Genomic DNA, 18116 nt, shown 5'->3' with positions numbered 1-18116 from the left:
ACGCTATACCTCGGCTCCGATGTATGTTGGGTCGCAGAGCGCAAGGAGGGGTGCGATGCAGCAGGCCACGTTCGACAGCAGGGGAAGCCGTATCAGCTGGACCGAGGTGTCCGGGGCGGAGCCCGCCCGGGTGTATCTGCACGGGCTCGGATCCCTGTCGGCCGTGTATCACGCACACATCGCGGCCCGGCCGGAACTGACGGGGCGGCGCAGCCTGTTCGTCGATCTGCCCGGACACGGCACGAGCGACCGGCCCCAGGACTTCGGGTACACGCTGGAGGACCATGCCGACGCCGTCGCGGTCGCCCTGGACGCGGCCGGCGCCACCGGCGCGGAACTGATCGGGCACAGCATGGGCGGTGCCGTCGCCGTCGTCCTGGCGCACCGGCGGCCCGATCTCGTCTCCCGGCTGGTACTGACCGAAGCCAATCTGGACGCGTTCCCGCCGTCGACCGCGGCCAGCAGCGGAATCGCCGCCTACGGAGAGGACGAGTTCGTGGAACGGGAGTACGCGCGCGTGCTGGACGCGGTCGGTCCCCTGTGGGCGGCGACGATGCGGCTGGCCGACCCGCGCGCCCTGCACCGCAGCGCCGTCGGCCTGCGCAAGGGCTCGGACCCTGTGATGCGCACGCTCCTGGAGGGGCTGCCCGCCGACCGTGTCTATCTCCAGGGCGAGCACAGCGGTGAACTCGAGGGCCGGGAGAGCCTGGAAGCCGCCGGCGTGCGCGTGGTGACGGTGGCGGGCGCCGGGCACAACGTCATGTTCGACAACCCCGGCGCTTTCGCGGCGGCCGTCGCGGAAACGGCCTGATCCGCCCCGGCCGTCAGGCCTCGCGCACCGCGAGCGCGAGGAAACGGGAGTCCTCGTCGACATACGACGTCATGCGCCAGCCCGAACGGGCCAGAAGAGGGCGGAGGTTGGGCTCCGCCCGCAGATCGTCCGGAGTGAGCGGGCGGCCGTGCCGCGCCGCCAGGGCCGCGCGGCCGATGGGATGGAAGAGCGCGAGCGCACCGCCGGGCCGCACCCCACGGGCCAGTTCACGCAGGTTGGCCACCGGACGGGGCAGATGGGCGATCAGACCGGCCGCGAACACGGCGTCCAGGCAACCCGAACGCAGCGGCAGCGACGCGACGTCCGCGAGCAGCAGGCGCCCGTCCCGGTCCCGGCCCGCCCGCGCGGCTTCCTGGAGCATCGCCGGCGTCAGATCGGCCCCGAGCACCACCCCGGAGGGGCCCACGGCGGCCCGCAACGGCGGCAGGGCCCGCCCCGTGCCGCAGCCCGCGTCCAGCACACGGTCCCCCTCCCGCAACCCGAGATCGGCCACGGCTGCCGCGTAGGCCGGCCCGTCGTCCGGGAACCGGCTGTCCCAGTCGGCCGCCCGGGCGGTGAAGAAGTCCTGGACGTGTGTGTGGTCGTCGCTCATGCTCCGCATGATTCCTCACCGGCACGAGGGATGTCTCTGTGCGCACGTTCGAGCGGGACGCGATCGTTCCGTCGCAATTGTGCTCCATATTCCGCCACCTTTCGAAATGCGCCCCCGCCGTGCGCCCCTGCCCCCTAGCGTCCCGGGGCCATGGGACACCTGGACCACGCCGCCTTCGGCTGGCTGACCCCCGTGCTGTCGTACGTGATGGCCTGCATCGGCGCCGCACTCGGACTGCGCTGCACCGTCCGCGCACTCGCCACCACCGGGCGCTCGCGCCGCAACTGGCTCGTCACGGCGGCCTCCGCCATCGGGACGGGCATCTGGACCATGCACTTCGTGGCCATGCTCGGCTTCCGTGTCAGCGGTACCGACATCCGCTACGACGTGCCGCTGACCATCCTCAGCCTCCTCGTCGCCATGGCCGTGGTCTGCGCCGGCGTCTTCGCCGTCGGTCACAGCCGTGACCGCAACCGCGCCCTCCTCCTGGGCGGGCTCACCACCGGGCTGGGCGTCGCCAGCATGCACTACCTGGGCATGGCCGCGGTCCGGCTGCACGGCGACGTCACGTACGACCCCGCACGCGTCGGACTGTCGGTACTGATCGCCGTGGCCGCGGCGACCGCGGCCCTGTGGGCCGGACTCAACATCAAGTCGCCGCTCGCGGTCACCGTCGCCTCCCTCGTCATGGGGGCGGCCGTCAGCAGCATGCATTACACCGGGATGTCCGCGGTGAGCGTGCGCGTGGACCCCTCCGGCGACACCCTCCCCGGGGCCACGGCGATGCAGTTCATCTTCCCCCTCGCCGTCGGCCTCGGGTCCTACCTGTTCATCACCTCGGCCTTCGTCGCCCTCTCTCCCACGGCCGGCGAGCGCGAGGCGTCCGCCTCCGCCCAGCGGCCCGTCGAAAGCGTCGCCCGCTAGCGGGGCCGGCCCGAACGCACCGCCCACGTCCCGAACGAGGAGGCCATGCGCCCACCCCGTACACCCGAGAAAGCCACCGCCCCGGCACACCGCCCGCGCGGACGCCGCGCACATGCGGGCCCGCCCGCCGACGAGGGCACCGATCACCCGCTCGGCGCGCCGACCGCCCCGGCACGCGCGCGGGGGAGCCGCCGGCACCTGCGGCCCCGGACGGTGCGCGCCAAAGTGGTCAGCCTCCTGATGGTGCCCGTCGTCTCCCTGCTCGCCCTCTGGGCGTACGCCACCGTCAGCACCGCCCAGGACATCGCCCGGCTGCGCCAGTCCCAGCGGGTCGACGCCGAACTGCGCACCCCGGTGGCCGCGGCCGTCACCGCGCTCCAGGCCGAACGCACCGCGGCCGTGCGGTACGCCACCACACCCGGAGTCGGGAACGGCGAGGACCTGGAGGACCTCGCGGCCCGCACCGACCGGGCCGTGGCCAAGCTGCGGCTCGGCCGCGGCAGCACGGTCGCCGACAGCCAGGAACTGCCCGCAGGAGTCTCCCAGCGTCTCGATGCCTTCGTCACCGGTGCCGAGCACCTCCGCACGCTGCGGACGGACGTACTGAGCCACGGGACGGGCTGGAACGCCGCGTACGCGCAGTACACCAAGAACATCGGCGCGGCCTTCGCCGTGGACGGCGCCCTCACCGGCGTCCAGCAGGCCGACGTCGCCTCCGACGCGCGCGTGCTGCTCGAATTCTCCCGCGCCGCCGAGGCACTGGCCCAGGAGGACACCCTGCTCGGCAGCGCACGCACCGCCGGCACCCTGCGGGGCGAGCGCCTGCGGCTCTTCGGCGCCGCCGTCGCCGCCCGCCGCACCCTCACCGATACCGCTGTCGCCGATCTGCCCGCCGCTCAACGCGCCGCCTGGCGGGACCTGACGAACAGCGCCTCCTACACCGCCCTGGGCACCGCCGAGGACAAGCTGCTCGCCGCCGGTCCGGATGCCGGGCCGGCCGACATCGCACCGAGGGCCGCCTGGAGCGCCGACCACGCGCGCGTGCGGGACGGCATGCGGACCATCGCGGCGGCCACGGGCCGCGCCGTCGCCGGCCGTGCCGACCCGGTCACCCGCGGCCTGCTCAGCCCCGCCGGCGCCGCCGTGCTCTTCGGGCTCGCCGCAGTCGCCGCCTCCCTCGTCATCTCCGTCCGCATCGGGCGCGCACTCGTGATCGAACTCGTGAACCTGCGCAACGACGCGCTCGAGATCGCCCGCCGCAAACTCCCGGAGGCGATGCGGAAACTGCGCGCCGGCGACGAGATCGACATCCAGGCCGAGGCGCCCGCCGGGCCACCCGCCGAGGACGAGACAGGACAGGTCGCGGAAGCCCTCACCACCGTCCACCGGGCCGCGCTCAGCGCCGCCGTGGAGCGCGCCGAACTCGCCAGCGGCATCTCCGGAGTCTTCGTCAACCTGGCCCGCCGCAGCCAGGTCCTGGTCCACCGCCAGCTCAGCCTCCTGGACAGCATGGAGCGGCGCTCGGACGACCCCGACGAACTGAGCGACCTGTTCCGTCTGGACCATCTCACCACCCGGATGCGACGCCACGCCGAGAGCCTGATCATCCTTTCCGGCGCCGCACCCGGCCGGGCCTGGCGCATGCCCGTGTCCCTGACCGACGTCGTACGGGCCGCCGTCTCCGAGGTCGAGGACTACGCGCGCGTGGAGGTGCGTCAGTTCCCCGAGGCCCACGTCGTCGGCACGGCCGTCGCCGACCTCACCCACCTCCTCGCCGAGCTGGTCGAGAACGCCGCCCAGTTCTCACCGCCCCACACGCGCGTACGGGTCACCGGAGAACCTGTCGGCAACGGCTACGTCCTGGAGATCGAGGACCGGGGGCTCGGCATGGGCACCGACACCCTCGCCGAGGCCAACCGGCGCATCGAACAGTCCGAGGCGCTCGACCTCTTCGACAGCGACCGTCTGGGACTCTTCGTCGTCAGCAGGCTCGCCTCCCGGCACGACATCAAGGTGCATCTGCGGACCTCCCCCTACGGGGGCACCACCGCAGTGGTCCTGCTGCCGACCGCCCTGCTGCACGGGGGCGCGAAACGTTCCTCCCACCAGGACGGACAGACCCGCCCCGACCAGGAACGCGCCTACGCGCGCGTGCCCGGCGCGACCGCGCCACAGGAGGCCGCCGTCGCCGCGCGGCCGGACCGGCCCGCCCTGGCGGCCACGACTCCCGGCGCCCACGGCACCGCGCAGCCCCCGGTGTCCCATGGGCCCCGGCCGGTTCCTGAACCGGAGGACACCGACCAGGCTCCCGGCCCCCACGGCGCCGGCCCGCAACGCCCCGCCCCCGAACCCCCGCCCCCCGGAGTCACCACCTTGAGGCTGCACCGTCCGCCGGACGACTCCGAGCCCTCCGAGGACCTCCCGCGCCGAGTGCGCCAGGCGAGCCTCGCCCCGCAACTGCGCCACCAGCGCACCGAGGAACCGGCCGCGCAGCCCGCCCGGCACGGCGACGACCGGCGCACCCCCGAACTCGTACGGGACCGCATGGCGGCCTACCGCGACGGCTGGACGCGCGGCGGTGGCAGGCCGCCCGGCCGCGGCCCCGCCCCGCAACCCGGAACGGGCAGTCACAGCAGCGAAGGAGACCCGGCATGATCCAGGACCCGACCCCGAGAACCGGCCACCGATCCGGCGAACTGGACTGGCTGCTCGACGACCTGGTGATGCGCGTGACCGAGGTACGGCACGCCGTCGTGCTCTCCAACGACGGACTGGCGGTCGGCGCCTCCTCCGGCCTCGCCCGGGAGGACGCCGAGCACCTCGCCGCCGTGGCCTCCGGCTTCAACAGCCTCGCCAAGGGCGCCGGACGGCACTTCGCAGCGGGCGGAGTCCGCCAGACCATGGTCGAGATGGACGACGCGTTCCTCTTCGTCGCCGCCGCCGGCGACGGTTCCTGCCTCGCCCTGCTCACCGCGGTCACGGCCGACATCGGACTCGTCGCCTACGAGATGGCCCGCCTCGTCAAACGCGTCGGTGAGCACCTCCACACGGCGCCACGCGTCGCGGCCCGGCCGCCCGCCGCCGGATGATCCGGAAAGGCCGCACCGATGACCGACGACCCGACCGGCGGCCCCCGGGAGCCGGGCAGCCAGTGGTACGACGGCGAGGCAGGGCCCCTGGTCCGCCCGTACGCCATGACAGGCGGCCGTACCCAGCCCGGACCCACCGGCGTACGCTTCGACCTGATCGCGCTCGTCACACTCGACCCGGCCGCACCGGCACTCGACGACGACACCGCGCTCGGTCCCGAGCACCGGAGCCTGATCGACCTGTGCCGCGCGGAGACACAGTCGGTGGCCGAACTCGCCGCGGACGCGGACCTTCCGGTCGGCGTGATCAGGGTGCTCATCGGGGATCTCCTGGAACGGGGCTGCGTGACCATCAGCCGCCCCGTCCCCCCGGCGCACCTCCCCGACGAACGGATCCTGCGCGAGGTCATCGAGGGACTGCGAGCGCTGTAGATGAGCGATCGGAAACCGTCGTACCCCTCGCCGCTTCCGCATCTGTACGCCCGGCCGTGTCCCGGCCCGTCCGTTCCGGGCGCATTGCGGCGGCGAACGGGCGCAAGCCGGTCATGTCAGGGCCACTTCGGTCCCCTCGCCCCGGCGGACAACCCCCTTGTCATGATGCTGACTTCACCCCCGGAGCACGCGGACGCCGGCCGCAACCGGCCCTCCCGAGAGAAGTGATCATGGTCTCCGAGCATTCCGACGCCACCGGCGACACCACTGCCCTGGCGCTGAAGATACTGGTCGCCGGTGGCTTCGGCGTCGGCAAGACGACCCTGGTCGGGGCCGTCAGCGAGATCCGGCCGCTGCGCACCGAGGAACTGCTCAGCGAAGCCGGCCAACTGGTGGACGACACCGACGGCGTGGACCACAAGGTCACCACGACCGTGGCCATGGACTTCGGCCGCATCACCATCCGCTCCGGTCTGTCGCTCTACCTCTTCGGCACACCGGGGCAGGACCGCTTCTGGTTCCTGTGGGACGAGCTGGCCCAGGGCGCCCTCGGTGCCGTGGTCCTCGCGGACACCCGGCGCCTGGAGGACTGCTTCCCCGCCGTCGACTACTTCGAGCACCGGAGGATCCCGTTCGTGGTCGCCGTCAACTGCTTCACCGGAGCCCGCGGCTACGGCGCCCACGACGTCTCCCGTGCGCTCGACCTCGACCGCGGTACGCCCGTGGTGCTGTGCGACGCGCGGGATCGCGACTCCGGCAAGGAGGTGCTCATCCGGCTCGTCGAGTACGCCGGGCGGATGCACACCGCCCGGCTCCTGGACTCGGTCGGCTGAGACCGCCGCTCAGGCCGCGACGTCCCGCATGGCCAGCACGGTGCCGATCGCGACGCGGACGAGGAGCTCTCCCGGTACGCCGTTGCGGGCGCCGTACTCCTCGGCGCGCTCCTCGCCCATGTACCGGGCGGCGATCCGGGTGGCCCAGTGACGCACCTCGTCCAGATCCTCCGACAGTTGGGCACGGCCGTTCAGCACCACGAAATGGAACGGCGGACGGTCGTCGTCCACACACAGGGCAACCCGTCCGTCCCGGGCCAGGTTGCGCCCCTTCACCGTGTCCTTGCCGGTGTTGAACACCACCTCGTCCCCGTCCAGGAGAAACCAGATCGGAGCCACGTGCGGGCTCCCGTCGGCGCGGACGGTGGACAGCTTGCCGGTGCGGGTGCCGTCCGAGACGAACGCCCGCCATTCCTCATCGGTCATCTTCTCTGCCATGGGCCCATCCTGCTTGCCCGTACGCCGGTCGTGGGGAAGGCTGGCGGGAGTTCCTCCAGCCAGGGGGAGACATCACACGGGGAGACGGACATGGCGCAGAACCAGGGTCTCGGATGGCTCCTGGACGATCTGACCGAGCGGGTGGACCATGTGCGTCACGCACTGGTCCTGTCGAACGACGGGTTGGTCACCGCGGCGAGCACGGGCCTGCGTCGCGAGGACGCCGAGCACCTCGCCGCCGTGGCGTCCGGGCTGCACAGCCTGGCCAAGGGCTCGGGACGCCACTTCGGCGCGGGCCGGGTGCGACAGACGATGATCGAGTACGACGACGCCGTGCTGTTCGTGACCGCGGCCGGCACCGGTAGCTGTCTGTGTCTGCTCAGCGGGGCCGAGGCCGACATCGGTCAGATCGCCTACGAGATGACCCTGCTCGTCAACCGGGTGGGCGAACACCTCGGAGTCGACGCAAGGCAACCCGAGCGAACCCGCATAGCAGACGCCTGACCAGCGTTTTCGCTGACAGCCGCGGAGTTTTCCACAGGCTCGCCACGGGGGGCGACGGTCCGGCTACGGTGGGTGCACGGCGAACGCGCAGGGCGTGAGCCACGGACTCCACGGGGGAGCGCGACATGTCGGCAAGCACCTTCGGCCCACCCGGCTCCAGTAGCTGTACGCCGAGCCGGGCGGCTCGTGAACTGGGTCTCAAACGAAGCGAGTTCGACCTGGCCGTGCGGCTCGGTCGCATCCGGACCGTGCCCCACGAGGGCAGGGGAGGGGACCGGCGGGTGGAACATGCGGAGATCGACCGTCTCCGCGCACAGAGCGGCTTCCCGGACTCCGTCCGCGAGCGTGTCCGGACCGTGGGCACGGCCGAGGGAGCGGCTCTCATGGAGATCCCGGCCGGCCGGTTCACCCGGCTCGCCCGCCTGGGCCTGCTCGTGCCGGTCACGTACTACCTGAACCGCTACCGGACCGTGATCTGGCTCTATCTGGCCGAGGAACTGCGTCAGTTCGCGGCGGGCGCCGAGAACGCGCACCTGCTCAAGGGGCGTACGCCCGAGACCTTGCGGAGCCAGCTGGCGGCGGGAGTGGATCTGCGGGCCCGGAACTGGCGGGGGCGTCATCTGGGGTTCCTGCTGCGGCAGGCCGACGACCCGTGGGCCCGTGCCGGTGCGGTGGCCGCGTTCCTCGCGCCCGTCGAGGTCGCCGATGTCGTCAGGGACCCTTACGAGCGTGCCTTTCTCCACCGGTTCCGGCCCGCGCCACCAGGACACGGCGTGCCCGGGTCGCCCTCCGCCCACCTCGCCGAGCGGATCATGACGGCGCAGGACGCGGACGAGGTCGCCTGGCTGCGCAGCGACCTGGCGCGCTCGATGGGGGAGGCGCGTGAAGTCTCGCCCGCGCCGCGGCCGACGGCCCGCCGCGTCCCCTCGACGGGCCGAGCCGTGGCCCGGCCCATCCCGCCGATGGCACGGACGGTCACCCGGCCGACGGAAGAGACGACGACGCTCCTGGGGGCCGAGGCCGCGGGACGCTCACCGGAGCCGGCGGTGCGGACGGCGGCGTCGCTCGCCCTCCGGCGCCACGAACCGGAACGGCCCGCCAGGTCACGGTCCTCTCGGGGTCTTCGAGCCTGGCTACGGCGGAGAAGCACACGGCCCGCCCGGCCCGCCGGTCCCGCGCGGGTCTGAAGCACCCGGCCAGCAGTCCTGCCGGCGGGCTACAGGGCCCGGAACAGGCCTTCCTGGACGACCGAGACGAGCAGTCGTCCCTCCAGGTCGTAGATGCGCCCGCGGGCCAGCCCGCGCCCGCCGACGGCGATCGGCGACTCCTGGTCGTACAGGAACCACTCGTCCGCACGGAACGGCCGGTGGAACCACATGGCGTGGTCCAGCGAGGCCAGATCGAAGTTCCGCGGGCCCCACAGGGGTTCGACAGGGATGCGGACCGCGTCCAGCAGCGTCATGTCGCTGGCGTAGGTCAGCGCGCACGTGTGGACCAACGGGTCGTCACCGAGAGGTCCGACGGCGCGCATCCAGACGGCACTGCGCGGCTCGGCGCCGTCGATCTCCTCGGCGTTCCAGCGCAGCCGGTCGACGTACCGGATGTCGAACGGCTGGCGGCGCGCCATCCGCTCCAACTGCTCCGGCAGCACGCCGAGCTGCTTGCGGATCTCCTCGGCCACCGTCGGCAGGGAGTCCGGGTGCGGCACCTCGCGGGCCGGCGGCAGCTGGTGCTCGAACGGTCCTTCCTCCGGCTTGTGAAAGGAGGCGGTCAGATTGAAGATCGTGCGGCCCTGCTGCACGGCCGTGACCCGCCGTGTTGTGAAGGAGCGTCCGTCGCGGACCCGCTCCACCTGGTACACGATCGGCACACCCGGCCGGCCAGGGCGCAGGAAGTACGCGTGGAGCGAGTGCACCGGGCGATCACCGTCCGTGGTGCGGCCGGCCGCGACCAGCGCCTGGCCCGCCACCTGGCCGCCGAAGACCCGCTGCAGGGACTCCTGGGGGCTGCGGCCACGGAAGATGTTGACCTCGATCTGCTCCAGGTCGAGCAGGTCGACCAGTCTCTCGGCCGGATTCGTCATCGGTGGGCTTCTCCTTGGCTTGCCACGGGGCGCGAGCGGGTCACAGCTGGCCGACGTCGGTGACGCGGACGACCGCCCGGCCCTCGGCGTCGGAGGCCACGAGGTCGATCTCCGCGCTGATGCCCCAGTCGTGGTCGCCGTTCGGATCGTCGAAGATCTGGCGGACGCGCCAGAGGCTGTTCTCCGGCTCCTCCTTGATCACGAGCAGCTTGGGACCGCGTGCGTCGGGGCCGGTGCCGAGGTCCTCGTACTCGTCCCAGTACTTGTCCATCGCCTCGCCCCACGCGTCGGCGTTCCAGCCGGACTCGGCGTCCATCTCGCCGAGTTCCTCGACCTGGTCCAGGGCGGCCAGCTCCACGCGCCGGAACATGGCGTTGCGGACCAGGACGCGGAAGGCACGGGCGTTGGCGGTGACCGGCTTGACCTCGTCGGCCTTCTCCTGGGCCTCCTCGGCGGTCATCTCCTCCGGGTTGGCGAGCTGCTCCCACTCGTCCAGCAGGCTGGAGTCCACCTGGCGCACCATCTCGCCCAGCCACTCGATCAGGTCCTGCAGGTCCTCGGACTTCAGGTCGTCCGGGATGGTGTGGTCCAGGGTCTTGTAGGCGCCGGCGAGGTAGCGCAGCACGATGCCCTCGGTGCGGGCCAGCTCGTAGAAGGACACCAGCTCCGTGAAGGACATCGCCCTCTCGTACATGTCCCGGATCACCGACTTCGGCGACAGCGGGTGGTCACCGACCCACGGGTGGCTCTTGCGGTAGGTGTTGTACGCGTGGAAGAGCAGCTCTTCCAGCGGCTTCGGGTACGTGACGTCCTGGAGGCGCTCCATGCGCTCCTCGTACTCGACGCCGTCCGCCTTCATCGCGGCCACGGCCTCCCCGCGCGCCTTGTTCTGCTGGGCGACGAGGATCTGCCGCGGGTCGTCCAGAGTGGACTCGACGACGGACACCATGTCGAGCGCGTAGGACGGCGACTCGGGGTCGAGGAGTTCGAAGGAGGCGAGCGCGAACGTGGACAGCGGCTGGTTCAGCGCGAAGTCCTGCTGGAGATCGACCGTGAGCCGGACGATGCGGCCCTCGGCGTCCGGCTTGTCGAGCTTCTCCACGATTCCGCCGTCCAGCAGGGAACGGTAGATCGCGATCGCCCGGCGGATGTGGCGGAGCTGCTGCCTGCGCGGCTCATGGTTGTCCTCCAGGAGGTGGCGCATCGCCTCGAAGGCGTTGCCCGGACGGGCGATCACCGACAGCAGCATCGTGTGCGTCACCCGGAATCGCGAGGTCAGCGGCTCCGGCTCCGACTCGATCAGCTTCTGGAAGGTGTTCTCCGTCCAGCCGACAAAACCCTCCGGTGCCTTCTTGCGCACCACCTTGCGCCGCTTCTTCGGGTCGTCGCCCGCCTTCGCCAGCGCCTTCTCGTTCTCGATGACGTGCTCCGGCGCCTGCGCGACCACGAGCCCCGCGGTGTCGAAACCGGCCCGGCCGGCCCGGCCCGCGATCTGGTGGAACTCGCGGGCCCGCAGAGTCCGCACCCGGCTGCCGTCGTACTTGGTCAGCGCCGTGAACAGCACCGTGCGGATCGGCACGTTGACGCCCACGCCGAGCGTGTCCGTGCCGCAGATGACCTTCAGCAGACCGGCCTGGGCGAGCTTCTCCACCAGGCGCCGGTACTTGGGCAGCATGCCGGCGTGGTGCACACCGATGCCGTGCCGTACGTAACGGGAAAGGTTGCGGCCGAACTTGGTGGTGAAACGGAAGTTGCCGATCAGCTCGGCGATCTGGTCCTTCTCCTCGCGCGAGCACATGTTGATGCTCATCAGCGCCTGCGCCCGCTCCACGGCCTGCGCCTGGGTGAAGTGCACGATGTACACCGGTGCCTGCTTGCTCTCCAGCAGGTCCGTGAGCGTCTCGGTGAGGGGGGTGAGCTTGTACTCGTAGGAGAGGGGCACCGGGCGGGTCGCCGAGCGGACCACCGACGTGGGGCGGCCGGTGCGGCGGGCGAGGTCCTTCTCGAAGAAGGACACATCACCCAAAGTGGCCGACATCAGGATGAACTGCGCCTGAGGCAGTTCCAGCAGCGGGATCTGCCAGGCCCAGCCGCGGTCACCCTCGGCGTAGAAATGGAACTCGTCCATGACGACCTGGCCGACGTCGGCGTTCTTGCCGTCGCGCAGTGCGATCGACGCCAGCACCTCGGCGGTGCAGCAGATCACCGGCGCGTCGGCGTTCACGGAGGCGTCACCGGTGAGCATGCCGACGTTCTCGGTGCCGAAGAGCTTGCACAGCTCGAAGAACTTCTCCGACACCAGAGCCTTGATCGGTGCCGTGTAGAAGGTGACCTCGTCCCGGGCCAGCGCGGCGAAGTGCGCCCCCGCGGCGATCATGCTCTTGCCGGAGCCGGTGGGCGTCGAGACGATCACGTTCGCCCCGGAGACCACCTCGATCAGCGCCTCCTCCTGGTGGGGGTAGAGGGTGAGGCCGCGCTCCTGCGCCCACGACTCGAAGGCTTCGTACAGGGCGTCGGGGTCGGCGGTCGGCGGCAGCTGATCGATGAGGGTCACGCCCCCATCTTGCCTGGCCCACCGCCCGAGCGGGGAATCGGCTGCGGATGCGAAGATCACGGCGGCTACGCTGTGTCGCCGACGCAGCGTCAGCGCACCGGGTCAACTGGACAGCGGCACACGAGGAATGGGGCGGGAAGCGGCCATGATGGGACCAGCACACTCACTGTCGGGGGCCGCGGCCTGGCTGGGCGTCGGGGCGGCCGCCGCGGCGGCCGGACACGCGATGCCCTGGCCGGTCCTCCTGGTGGGCGCCCTGATCTGCGCCGGCGCCGCGCTCGCCCCGGACCTCGATCACAAGGCCGCCACCATCTCCCGGGCCTTCGGGCCGATCTCCCGCTGGATCTGCGAGATCGTGGACAAGCTGTCGTACGCCGTCTACAAGGCGACCAGGAAGCAGGGCGACCCGCGGCGCTCCGGCGGTCACCGTACGCTGACGCACACCTGGGTATGGGCGGTCCTGATCGGCGCCGGCTGCTCCGCCGCGGCGATCACGGGAGGCCGCTGGGCGGTGCTGGCGATCCTGTTCGTGCACATGGTGCTCGCGATCGAGGGTCTGCTGTGGCGGGCGGCGCGCGGTTCCAGCAGCGACGTCCTGGTCTGGCTGCTGGCGGCGACCAGCGCGTGGATCCTCGCGGGAGTGCTGGACAAGCCGGGCAACGGCTCCGACTGGCTGTTCACCGCACCCGGGCAGGAGTACCTGTGGCTGGGGCTCCCGATCGTGCTGGGTGCGCTGGTGCACGACATCGGGGACGCGCTGACCGTGTCCGGCTGCCCGATCCTGTGGCCGATCCCGGTGGGGCGCAAGCGCTGGTACCCGCTGGGGCCGCCGAAGGCGATGCGGTTCCGGGCGGGCAGCTGGGTCGAGCTGAAGGTGCTGATGCCGGTGTTCATGCTGCTCGGGGGAGTGGGCTGCGCCGCGGCCCTCAATGTGATCTGAGGGAGCCCTCGCCGTCAGGACTCGGTCCGGCGAAGCTCCGGGAATCAGGTCGTCTCGCCCGCGTCCGCCCCGCCGTACCGGCGCTCGAAGCGTGCGATCCGGCCCTCGGCGTCGACCGTGCGGGCCGTGCCCGTGGAGAAGGGGTGGCTCTCCGAGGAGATCTCCACGTCGACCACCGGATAGGTCCGGCCGTCGTCCCACTCGATGGTCTGGTCGCTCCGCGCGGTGGACCGGGTCAGGAACGCGTAGCCGGCGGCGCGGTCGCGGAAGACCACGGGACGGTAGTCGGGGTGCTTGTCCTGCTGCATGGCGGCTCCTCGTGCGGGACGGCCGGGACGGCGCCGTCCGGACGGTCCTGCTCAGCCGGGGAGGGAGTCCTCGTCGACGATGTGCATCGCGGCCTCCTCGGCGGAGGCGGCGGCCCCGTCGATGCCGACGTCGGTGGCCACGAGCGCGGCCTCCTCGTCCTCGTGCGCGCCCTCGTCGGGTGCCACCAGCCGGCCCGAGCGGAAGTTGCCGACCTCGTTGTCCAGCAGCTCTCCGTCCGTGCCCGCACAGTCGCCGATGCCGTCGCCGTCGGGCGTGGTGGGGTCGGGCAGCTCCTCGGCCAGCCGCTGGTCGAGCGTCTCGCCCGCCTGGCGTTCGGCCGCCGTGACGCCGATGTGTTCGACCGCCCACGGCCGCTCGGGAGGGGACCAGCCGCGGTCGAGAGGTTCGGCGACGCCGTCGAAGTCAAGTGTGTCCTCGACGTCGAGCACCCCCGTATCCTCCGGGATCTCCGAGGAATCGGGCTGGTAGACGTCGTCCCCCCAGCCGTCGGCGCTGTCCACGACTACCTCCAGATGGTGAGGACGGCCGGGTGCCGCCCCAGCGGGCGGCGGGCCGTCGGGACACACGGCACGGGAGTCGCACGCCGTGAACCGCGCGGTTCCCGGGCGCGCCCGAGCCGGTGCCGCCGCTCTCCAGCCTTCCACCCCTGCTCGGCACCGCGCAACGCCACGCGCCCCGGCGGGTGCGCACGGCCCTGCGCGGAAGCAGGACGACGCGGACGCACCCGCCCCCCCGCAGGCGCGGTCACTCCCGGCAGCGCTCACCCGTGCCAGGACCGCCACAGCGCCGCGTACGCTCCCTCCGCCGCGACCAGCTCGTCATGGCTGCCCAGCTCGCTGATGCGGCCGTTCTCCACGACGGCGATCACGTCGGCGTCATGGGCGGTGTGCAGACGGTGAGCGATGGCCACCACGGTGCGCCCGTCGAGCACACGCGCCAGGGAGCGTTCCAGGTGGCGGGCCGCCCGCGGATCGAGGAGCGAGGTCGCCTCGTCCAGGACCAGCGTGTGCGGGTCGGCCAGCACCAACCGGGCCAGCGCGATCTGCTGCGCCTGCGCCGGAGTGAGGGAGAGGCTGCCGGATCCCACCTCGGTGTCCAGGCCGTCGTCCAGCGCCCGCGCCCACTCGTCCGCGTCGACCGCGCCCAGGGCGGCCCACAGCTCGGCGTCGTGGCTGCCGACGGGACTGTCCCCGCTCGGGTCGTGCCGGGAGTGGGGGAGGGCCAGCAGCAGGTTGTCGCGCAGGGAGCCCACGAAGACATGGTGCTCCTGGTTGACGAGGGCGACGTGCGAGCGGACGCGTTCCGCGGGCATCCGGGACAGCTCCGCCCCGCCCAGGGTGACCCTGCCGTCCCGGGGCGCGTAGATCCCGGCGAGGAGCCGGCCCAGGGTGGACTTGCCGGCGCCGGAGGGGCCGACCAGGGCGAGCCGGGTGCCCGGCGCCACCTCCAGGGAGACCTTGCGCAGCACGTCGACGCCCTCGCGGTAGCCGAAGTGCACCCGGTCGGCCTGCACGGCCCGTCCGTCGGGGGCCAGCGAGGCGTCCCCGGCGTCCGGCTCGATGTCCCGCACACCGACCAGGCGGGCCAGCGACACCTGGGCGACCTGCACCTCGTCGTACCAGCGCAGGATCAGGTTCACCGGATCGACGAGCATCTGCGCGATCAGCGCGCCGGTGGTCAGCCGGCCCACGCTGATCCACCCCTGCAGGACGAACACACCGCCGACCATCAGGACCGAGCCGAGCACGAGGAGGTGGACGGTGTTGATGACCGGGAAGAGCACGGAGCGGAGCCAGAGCGTGTAGCGCTCCCAGGCCGTCCATTCCTTGATGCGCCGCTCCGACAGGGCCACACGGCGGGCGCCGAGACGGTGTGCCTCGATGGTGTGGCCCGCGTCCACGGTCTCGGCGAGCGCGGCGGCGACGGCGGCGTACCCGGCGGACTCCGAGCGGTAGCCGGCCGGCGCCCGCTTGAAGTACCAGCGGCAGCCGATCACCAGGACAGGGACGGCGAGCAGTACCGCGGCGGCCAGCGGCGGAGCGGTCACGACCAGCCCGCCGAGCAGCAGCAGGGCCCACACGACACCGATGGCCAGCTGGGGCACGGCCTCACGCATGGCGTTGGCCAGGCGGTCGATGTCGGTGGTGATGCGCGAGAGCAGGTCGCCGGTGCCCGCCCGTTCCAGCACGCCCGGCGGCAGTCCGACGGACCGGACGAGGAAGTCCTCGCGCAGATCGGCCAGCATCCGCTCGCCCAGCATCGCGCCCCGCAGCCGTACCTGGCGGACGAACACGGCCTGCACGGCCAGCGCGAGCACGAACAGTCCGGCGGTCAGACCCAGATGCAGTTCCTCGGTCCGGTCCGTCACCCGCTCGACCAGGCCGCCGAGCAGGTACGGGCCCACCATGGAGGCGATCACGGCCACCGTGTTGACGACGATGAGCAGCAGGAAGGCCCGGCGGTGCCGGCGGAACAGTTCGGTGACGTAGGCGCGCACGGTCGCGGCGGCGCCGACGGGCAGAGTGGTGGCGGTCGTCGGGGCCGCCGGGTCGTACGCCGGTGGCGCAACGCCGATCATGCGCTCTCCTCGATCTCTTCCAGCTCCTGGAGCGCGTCCAGCAGCATGCCTTCACCGGCCACGGCCAGTTCCTCGTCGGTCTCCCGGGTCACCACGGCCCGGTATCGCGGCTCGCCGTCGACCAGCTCGTGGTGCACGCCGACCGCCACGACCTCGCCGTCGTGCACCAGGGCGACCCGGTCCGCGCGGTCGAGAAGCAGCGGTGAGGAGGTGAACACCACGGTCGTGCGCCCCGACCGCAGCCGGCGCAGCCCGTCCGCGATCCGGGCCTCGGTGTGGGAGTCGACCGCGGAGGTCGGCTCGTCCAGCACCAGCACCTCCGGGTCGGTGATCAGCGACCTGGCGAGGGCGAGCCGCTGGCGCTGGCCGCCGGACAGCGACCGTCCGCGCTCGGTGATGCGGGCGTCCATCGGGTCGCCCGCGTCCAGCGAGCCCTGCACGAGCGCGTCCAGCACGTCCTCGCACTGCGCGGCCGTCAGCGCGTCCGCCGCCCGTACGGCGCCGGAGGCGGGTACGTCGAACAGCTCGCGCAGCGTGCCGGACAGCAGCACCGGGTCCTTGTCCTGGACCAGGACGGCGGTCCGGGCGCTGTCGAGCGGAAGCTCGTCCAGGGGCACCCCGCCCAGCAGCACCGACCGGCCCGGCTCCGCGGGATGGCCGCCCAGCCGCTCGGCGAGCCTGCCCGCCGCGTCCGGGTCACCGCACACCACGGCGGTGAACCGGCCGGCGGGAGCGAGGAGACCGGTCGCCGGGTCGTACAGATCGCCGGCCGGTACCTCGGCCTCGCGCGTGCCGTCGGTGGCCGTGAGCCGCTCCAACGACAGCACCCGCGCCGCGCGCTTGGCCGAGGGCCGGGAGAAGGAGTACGCCATCGCGATCTCCTCGAAGTGCCGCAGGGGGTAATTGAGGACCATGACGGCGCTGTAGACGGTGACGAGTTCGCCGACCGTGATCCGGCCCTGGCGGGCCAGGCCGACGCCGTGCCAGACGACGGCGATCAGCAGCAGTCCGGGCAGGAGCACCTGGACGGCGGAGATCAGCGACCACATCCGGGCGCTGCGCACGGCGGCGTGCCGTACCTCCTGCGAGGCCCGGCGGTAGCGGTCGAGAAACAGCTCCTCGCCGCCGATGCCGCGCAGCACCCGCAGCCCGGCGACGGTGTCCGAGGCCAGCTCGGTGGCCCGGCCCGCCTTCTCGCGCTGCACGTCGGCGCGGCGCGTCGCCCGAGGCAGCAGCGGCAGCACCGCCAGCGCCACCACGGGCAGCCCCACGGCCACGACGACACCGAGGGCGGGCTGGTACACGACCAGGCCGACGCAGACGACCACGACCGTCAGCGCGGCGGCGGTGAACCGGGAGACGGCCTCGACGAACCAGCCGATCTTCTCCACGTCACCGGTGGAGACGGACACCACCTCACCGGCGGCCACCCGCCGGGTCAGGGCGGAGCCGAGCTGGGCCGCCTTGCGGGCCAGCAGCTGCTGGACGCGGGCGGCGGCGGTGATCCAGTTGGTGACGGCGGTGCGGTGCAGGAAGGTGTCACCGAGGGCGATGGCGATTCCGCACAGCAGCATCAGACCACCCGTCAGGGCGAGCCGGGAGCCGGAGCGGTCGACGGCCGCCTGTACGGCGAGACCGACGCAGAAGGGCAGGGCGGAGACGCCCACGAAGTGGAGCAGGCCCCAGGCGAGCGACTTCAGCTGCCCGCCCAGCTGGTTGCGCCAGAGCCACCACAGGAATCGGGGACCCGAGCGTGCGTCGGGCACGCCCGGATCGGGATACGGAAGGTCTTGAATCTGCATGACGTCCCAGTGGCTCGTGTCAGAGGGAGGGATAGGAGCGGAGCGCCACGGTGAGCGGCGACAAGCCGTGAAAGGTTCGCGTCGCAGAGTGGTGAATTTCAAACAGTTTTTCTTGACGGCCCGCGAAATCCACCGACTTCCGGCCAAGCCCCCTCGTTCCGCCCGTCAAGCATCGGGGAGGCACG

General features: G+C 72.2%; 17 protein-coding genes. 9 read left to right on the top strand and 8 right to left on the bottom strand.

The annotated features are described in order from the left end of the window. Nucleotides 1-55: 55 nt before the first annotated feature. Nucleotides 56-811 carry an alpha/beta fold hydrolase gene (locus tag ACZ7KF_RS20880; protein ID WP_471076858.1) on the top strand — a complete coding sequence of 252 codons (756 nt, stop codon included), beginning with the start codon at nt 56-58 and terminating at the stop codon, nt 809-811. Nucleotides 812-824: 13 nt separating this feature from the next. Here ACZ7KF_RS20880 and ACZ7KF_RS20875 read toward each other — a convergent pair whose 3' ends face one another. Continuing rightward, entirely contained in the window at nt 825-1424 is a 600-nt protein-coding gene (locus tag ACZ7KF_RS20875) for a class I SAM-dependent methyltransferase (protein ID WP_471076855.1), read from the bottom strand. A gap of 150 nt (nt 1425-1574) precedes the next feature. On the opposite strand from ACZ7KF_RS20875, the gene ACZ7KF_RS20870 reads away from it, so the two are divergent. The 5 genes from ACZ7KF_RS20870 (at nt 1575) to ACZ7KF_RS20850 (ending at nt 6702) form a co-directional block, all read left to right on the top strand. Further along, a complete protein-coding gene (locus ACZ7KF_RS20870) occupies nt 1575-2348 on the top strand; it encodes an MHYT domain-containing protein (RefSeq protein WP_471076853.1) in 774 nt (257 codons plus the stop codon). 45 nt (nt 2349-2393) lie between these two features. Further along, nucleotides 2394-5003: a sensor histidine kinase gene (locus ACZ7KF_RS20865; RefSeq protein ID WP_471076850.1), complete on the top strand. Its 2610-nt coding sequence runs from the start codon at nt 2394-2396 to the stop codon at nt 5001-5003. After that, nucleotides 5000-5437 carry a roadblock/LC7 domain-containing protein gene (locus tag ACZ7KF_RS20860; RefSeq protein WP_471076847.1) on the top strand — a complete coding sequence of 146 codons (438 nt, stop codon included), beginning with the start codon at nt 5000-5002 and terminating at the stop codon, nt 5435-5437. The genes ACZ7KF_RS20865 and ACZ7KF_RS20860 overlap by 4 nt, the downstream gene beginning before the upstream one ends. Before the next feature lie 18 nt (nt 5438-5455). After that, a complete protein-coding gene (locus tag ACZ7KF_RS20855) occupies nt 5456-5869 on the top strand; it encodes a DUF742 domain-containing protein (RefSeq protein WP_471076844.1) in 414 nt (137 codons plus the stop codon). A 230-nt stretch (nt 5870-6099) separates the two neighbouring features. Further along, nucleotides 6100-6702: a GTP-binding protein gene (locus ACZ7KF_RS20850; protein WP_471076842.1), complete on the top strand. Its 603-nt coding sequence runs from the start codon at nt 6100-6102 to the stop codon at nt 6700-6702. Between the two features lie 9 nt (nt 6703-6711). Here ACZ7KF_RS20850 and ACZ7KF_RS20845 read toward each other — a convergent pair whose 3' ends face one another. After that, complete coding sequence (locus ACZ7KF_RS20845) at nt 6712-7140, bottom strand: PPOX class F420-dependent oxidoreductase (RefSeq protein WP_471076839.1); 429 nt, start codon at nt 7138-7140, stop codon at nt 6712-6714. Between the two features lie 90 nt (nt 7141-7230). Between ACZ7KF_RS20845 and ACZ7KF_RS20840 the strand changes: the two genes are divergently transcribed. Further along, complete coding sequence (locus tag ACZ7KF_RS20840; RefSeq protein WP_471076836.1) at nt 7231-7644, top strand: roadblock/LC7 domain-containing protein; 414 nt, start codon at nt 7231-7233, stop codon at nt 7642-7644. A 125-nt stretch (nt 7645-7769) separates the two neighbouring features. Then, complete coding sequence (locus ACZ7KF_RS20835) at nt 7770-8831, top strand: DUF6397 family protein (RefSeq protein ID WP_471076833.1); 1062 nt, start codon at nt 7770-7772, stop codon at nt 8829-8831. A 29-nt stretch (nt 8832-8860) separates the two neighbouring features. Here the strand turns inward: ACZ7KF_RS20835 and ACZ7KF_RS20830 are convergent, their stop codons facing one another. Together ACZ7KF_RS20830 and ACZ7KF_RS20825 are read right to left on the bottom strand one after the other, a co-directional pair. After that, the gene (locus tag ACZ7KF_RS20830) at nt 8861-9727 is read right to left on the bottom strand and encodes an acyl-CoA thioesterase (protein WP_225821516.1); all 867 of its coding nucleotides are present in this window, start codon (nt 9725-9727) and stop codon (nt 8861-8863) included. Between the two features lie 40 nt (nt 9728-9767). Beyond that, entirely contained in the window at nt 9768-12281 is a 2514-nt protein-coding gene (locus ACZ7KF_RS20825; RefSeq protein WP_471076830.1) for a DEAD/DEAH box helicase, read from the bottom strand. A 145-nt stretch (nt 12282-12426) separates the two neighbouring features. On the opposite strand from ACZ7KF_RS20825, the gene ACZ7KF_RS20820 reads away from it, so the two are divergent. Then, nucleotides 12427-13221, top strand: coding sequence for a metal-dependent hydrolase (locus tag ACZ7KF_RS20820; protein ID WP_471076827.1), 795 nt, complete (start codon nt 12427-12429; stop codon nt 13219-13221). 44 nt (nt 13222-13265) lie between these two features. Here the strand turns inward: ACZ7KF_RS20820 and ACZ7KF_RS20815 are convergent, their stop codons facing one another. From ACZ7KF_RS20815 to ACZ7KF_RS20800, 4 genes are all read right to left on the bottom strand, one after another. Continuing rightward, nucleotides 13266-13529: a type B 50S ribosomal protein L31 gene (locus ACZ7KF_RS20815; RefSeq protein WP_471076824.1), complete on the bottom strand. Its 264-nt coding sequence runs from the start codon at nt 13527-13529 to the stop codon at nt 13266-13268. A 51-nt stretch (nt 13530-13580) separates the two neighbouring features. Next, nucleotides 13581-14051 carry a DUF5709 domain-containing protein gene (locus ACZ7KF_RS20810; RefSeq protein ID WP_471076821.1) on the bottom strand — a complete coding sequence of 157 codons (471 nt, stop codon included), beginning with the start codon at nt 14049-14051 and terminating at the stop codon, nt 13581-13583. 260 nt (nt 14052-14311) lie between these two features. After that, a complete protein-coding gene (locus tag ACZ7KF_RS20805) occupies nt 14312-16129 on the bottom strand; it encodes an ABC transporter ATP-binding protein (protein ID WP_471076819.1) in 1818 nt (605 codons plus the stop codon). Next, nucleotides 16126-17931: an ABC transporter transmembrane domain-containing protein gene (locus ACZ7KF_RS20800; RefSeq protein ID WP_471076816.1), complete on the bottom strand. Its 1806-nt coding sequence runs from the start codon at nt 17929-17931 to the stop codon at nt 16126-16128. Before ACZ7KF_RS20800 ends, ACZ7KF_RS20805 begins: the two co-directional genes overlap by 4 nt. Nucleotides 17932-18116: the final 185 nt, after the last annotated feature.

This window comes from Streptomyces sp. NPDC038200 (assembly GCF_055600785.1).
The sequence above is the reverse complement of the archived record's forward strand: the minus strand, read 5'-3'. Positions and strand labels throughout refer to the sequence as shown.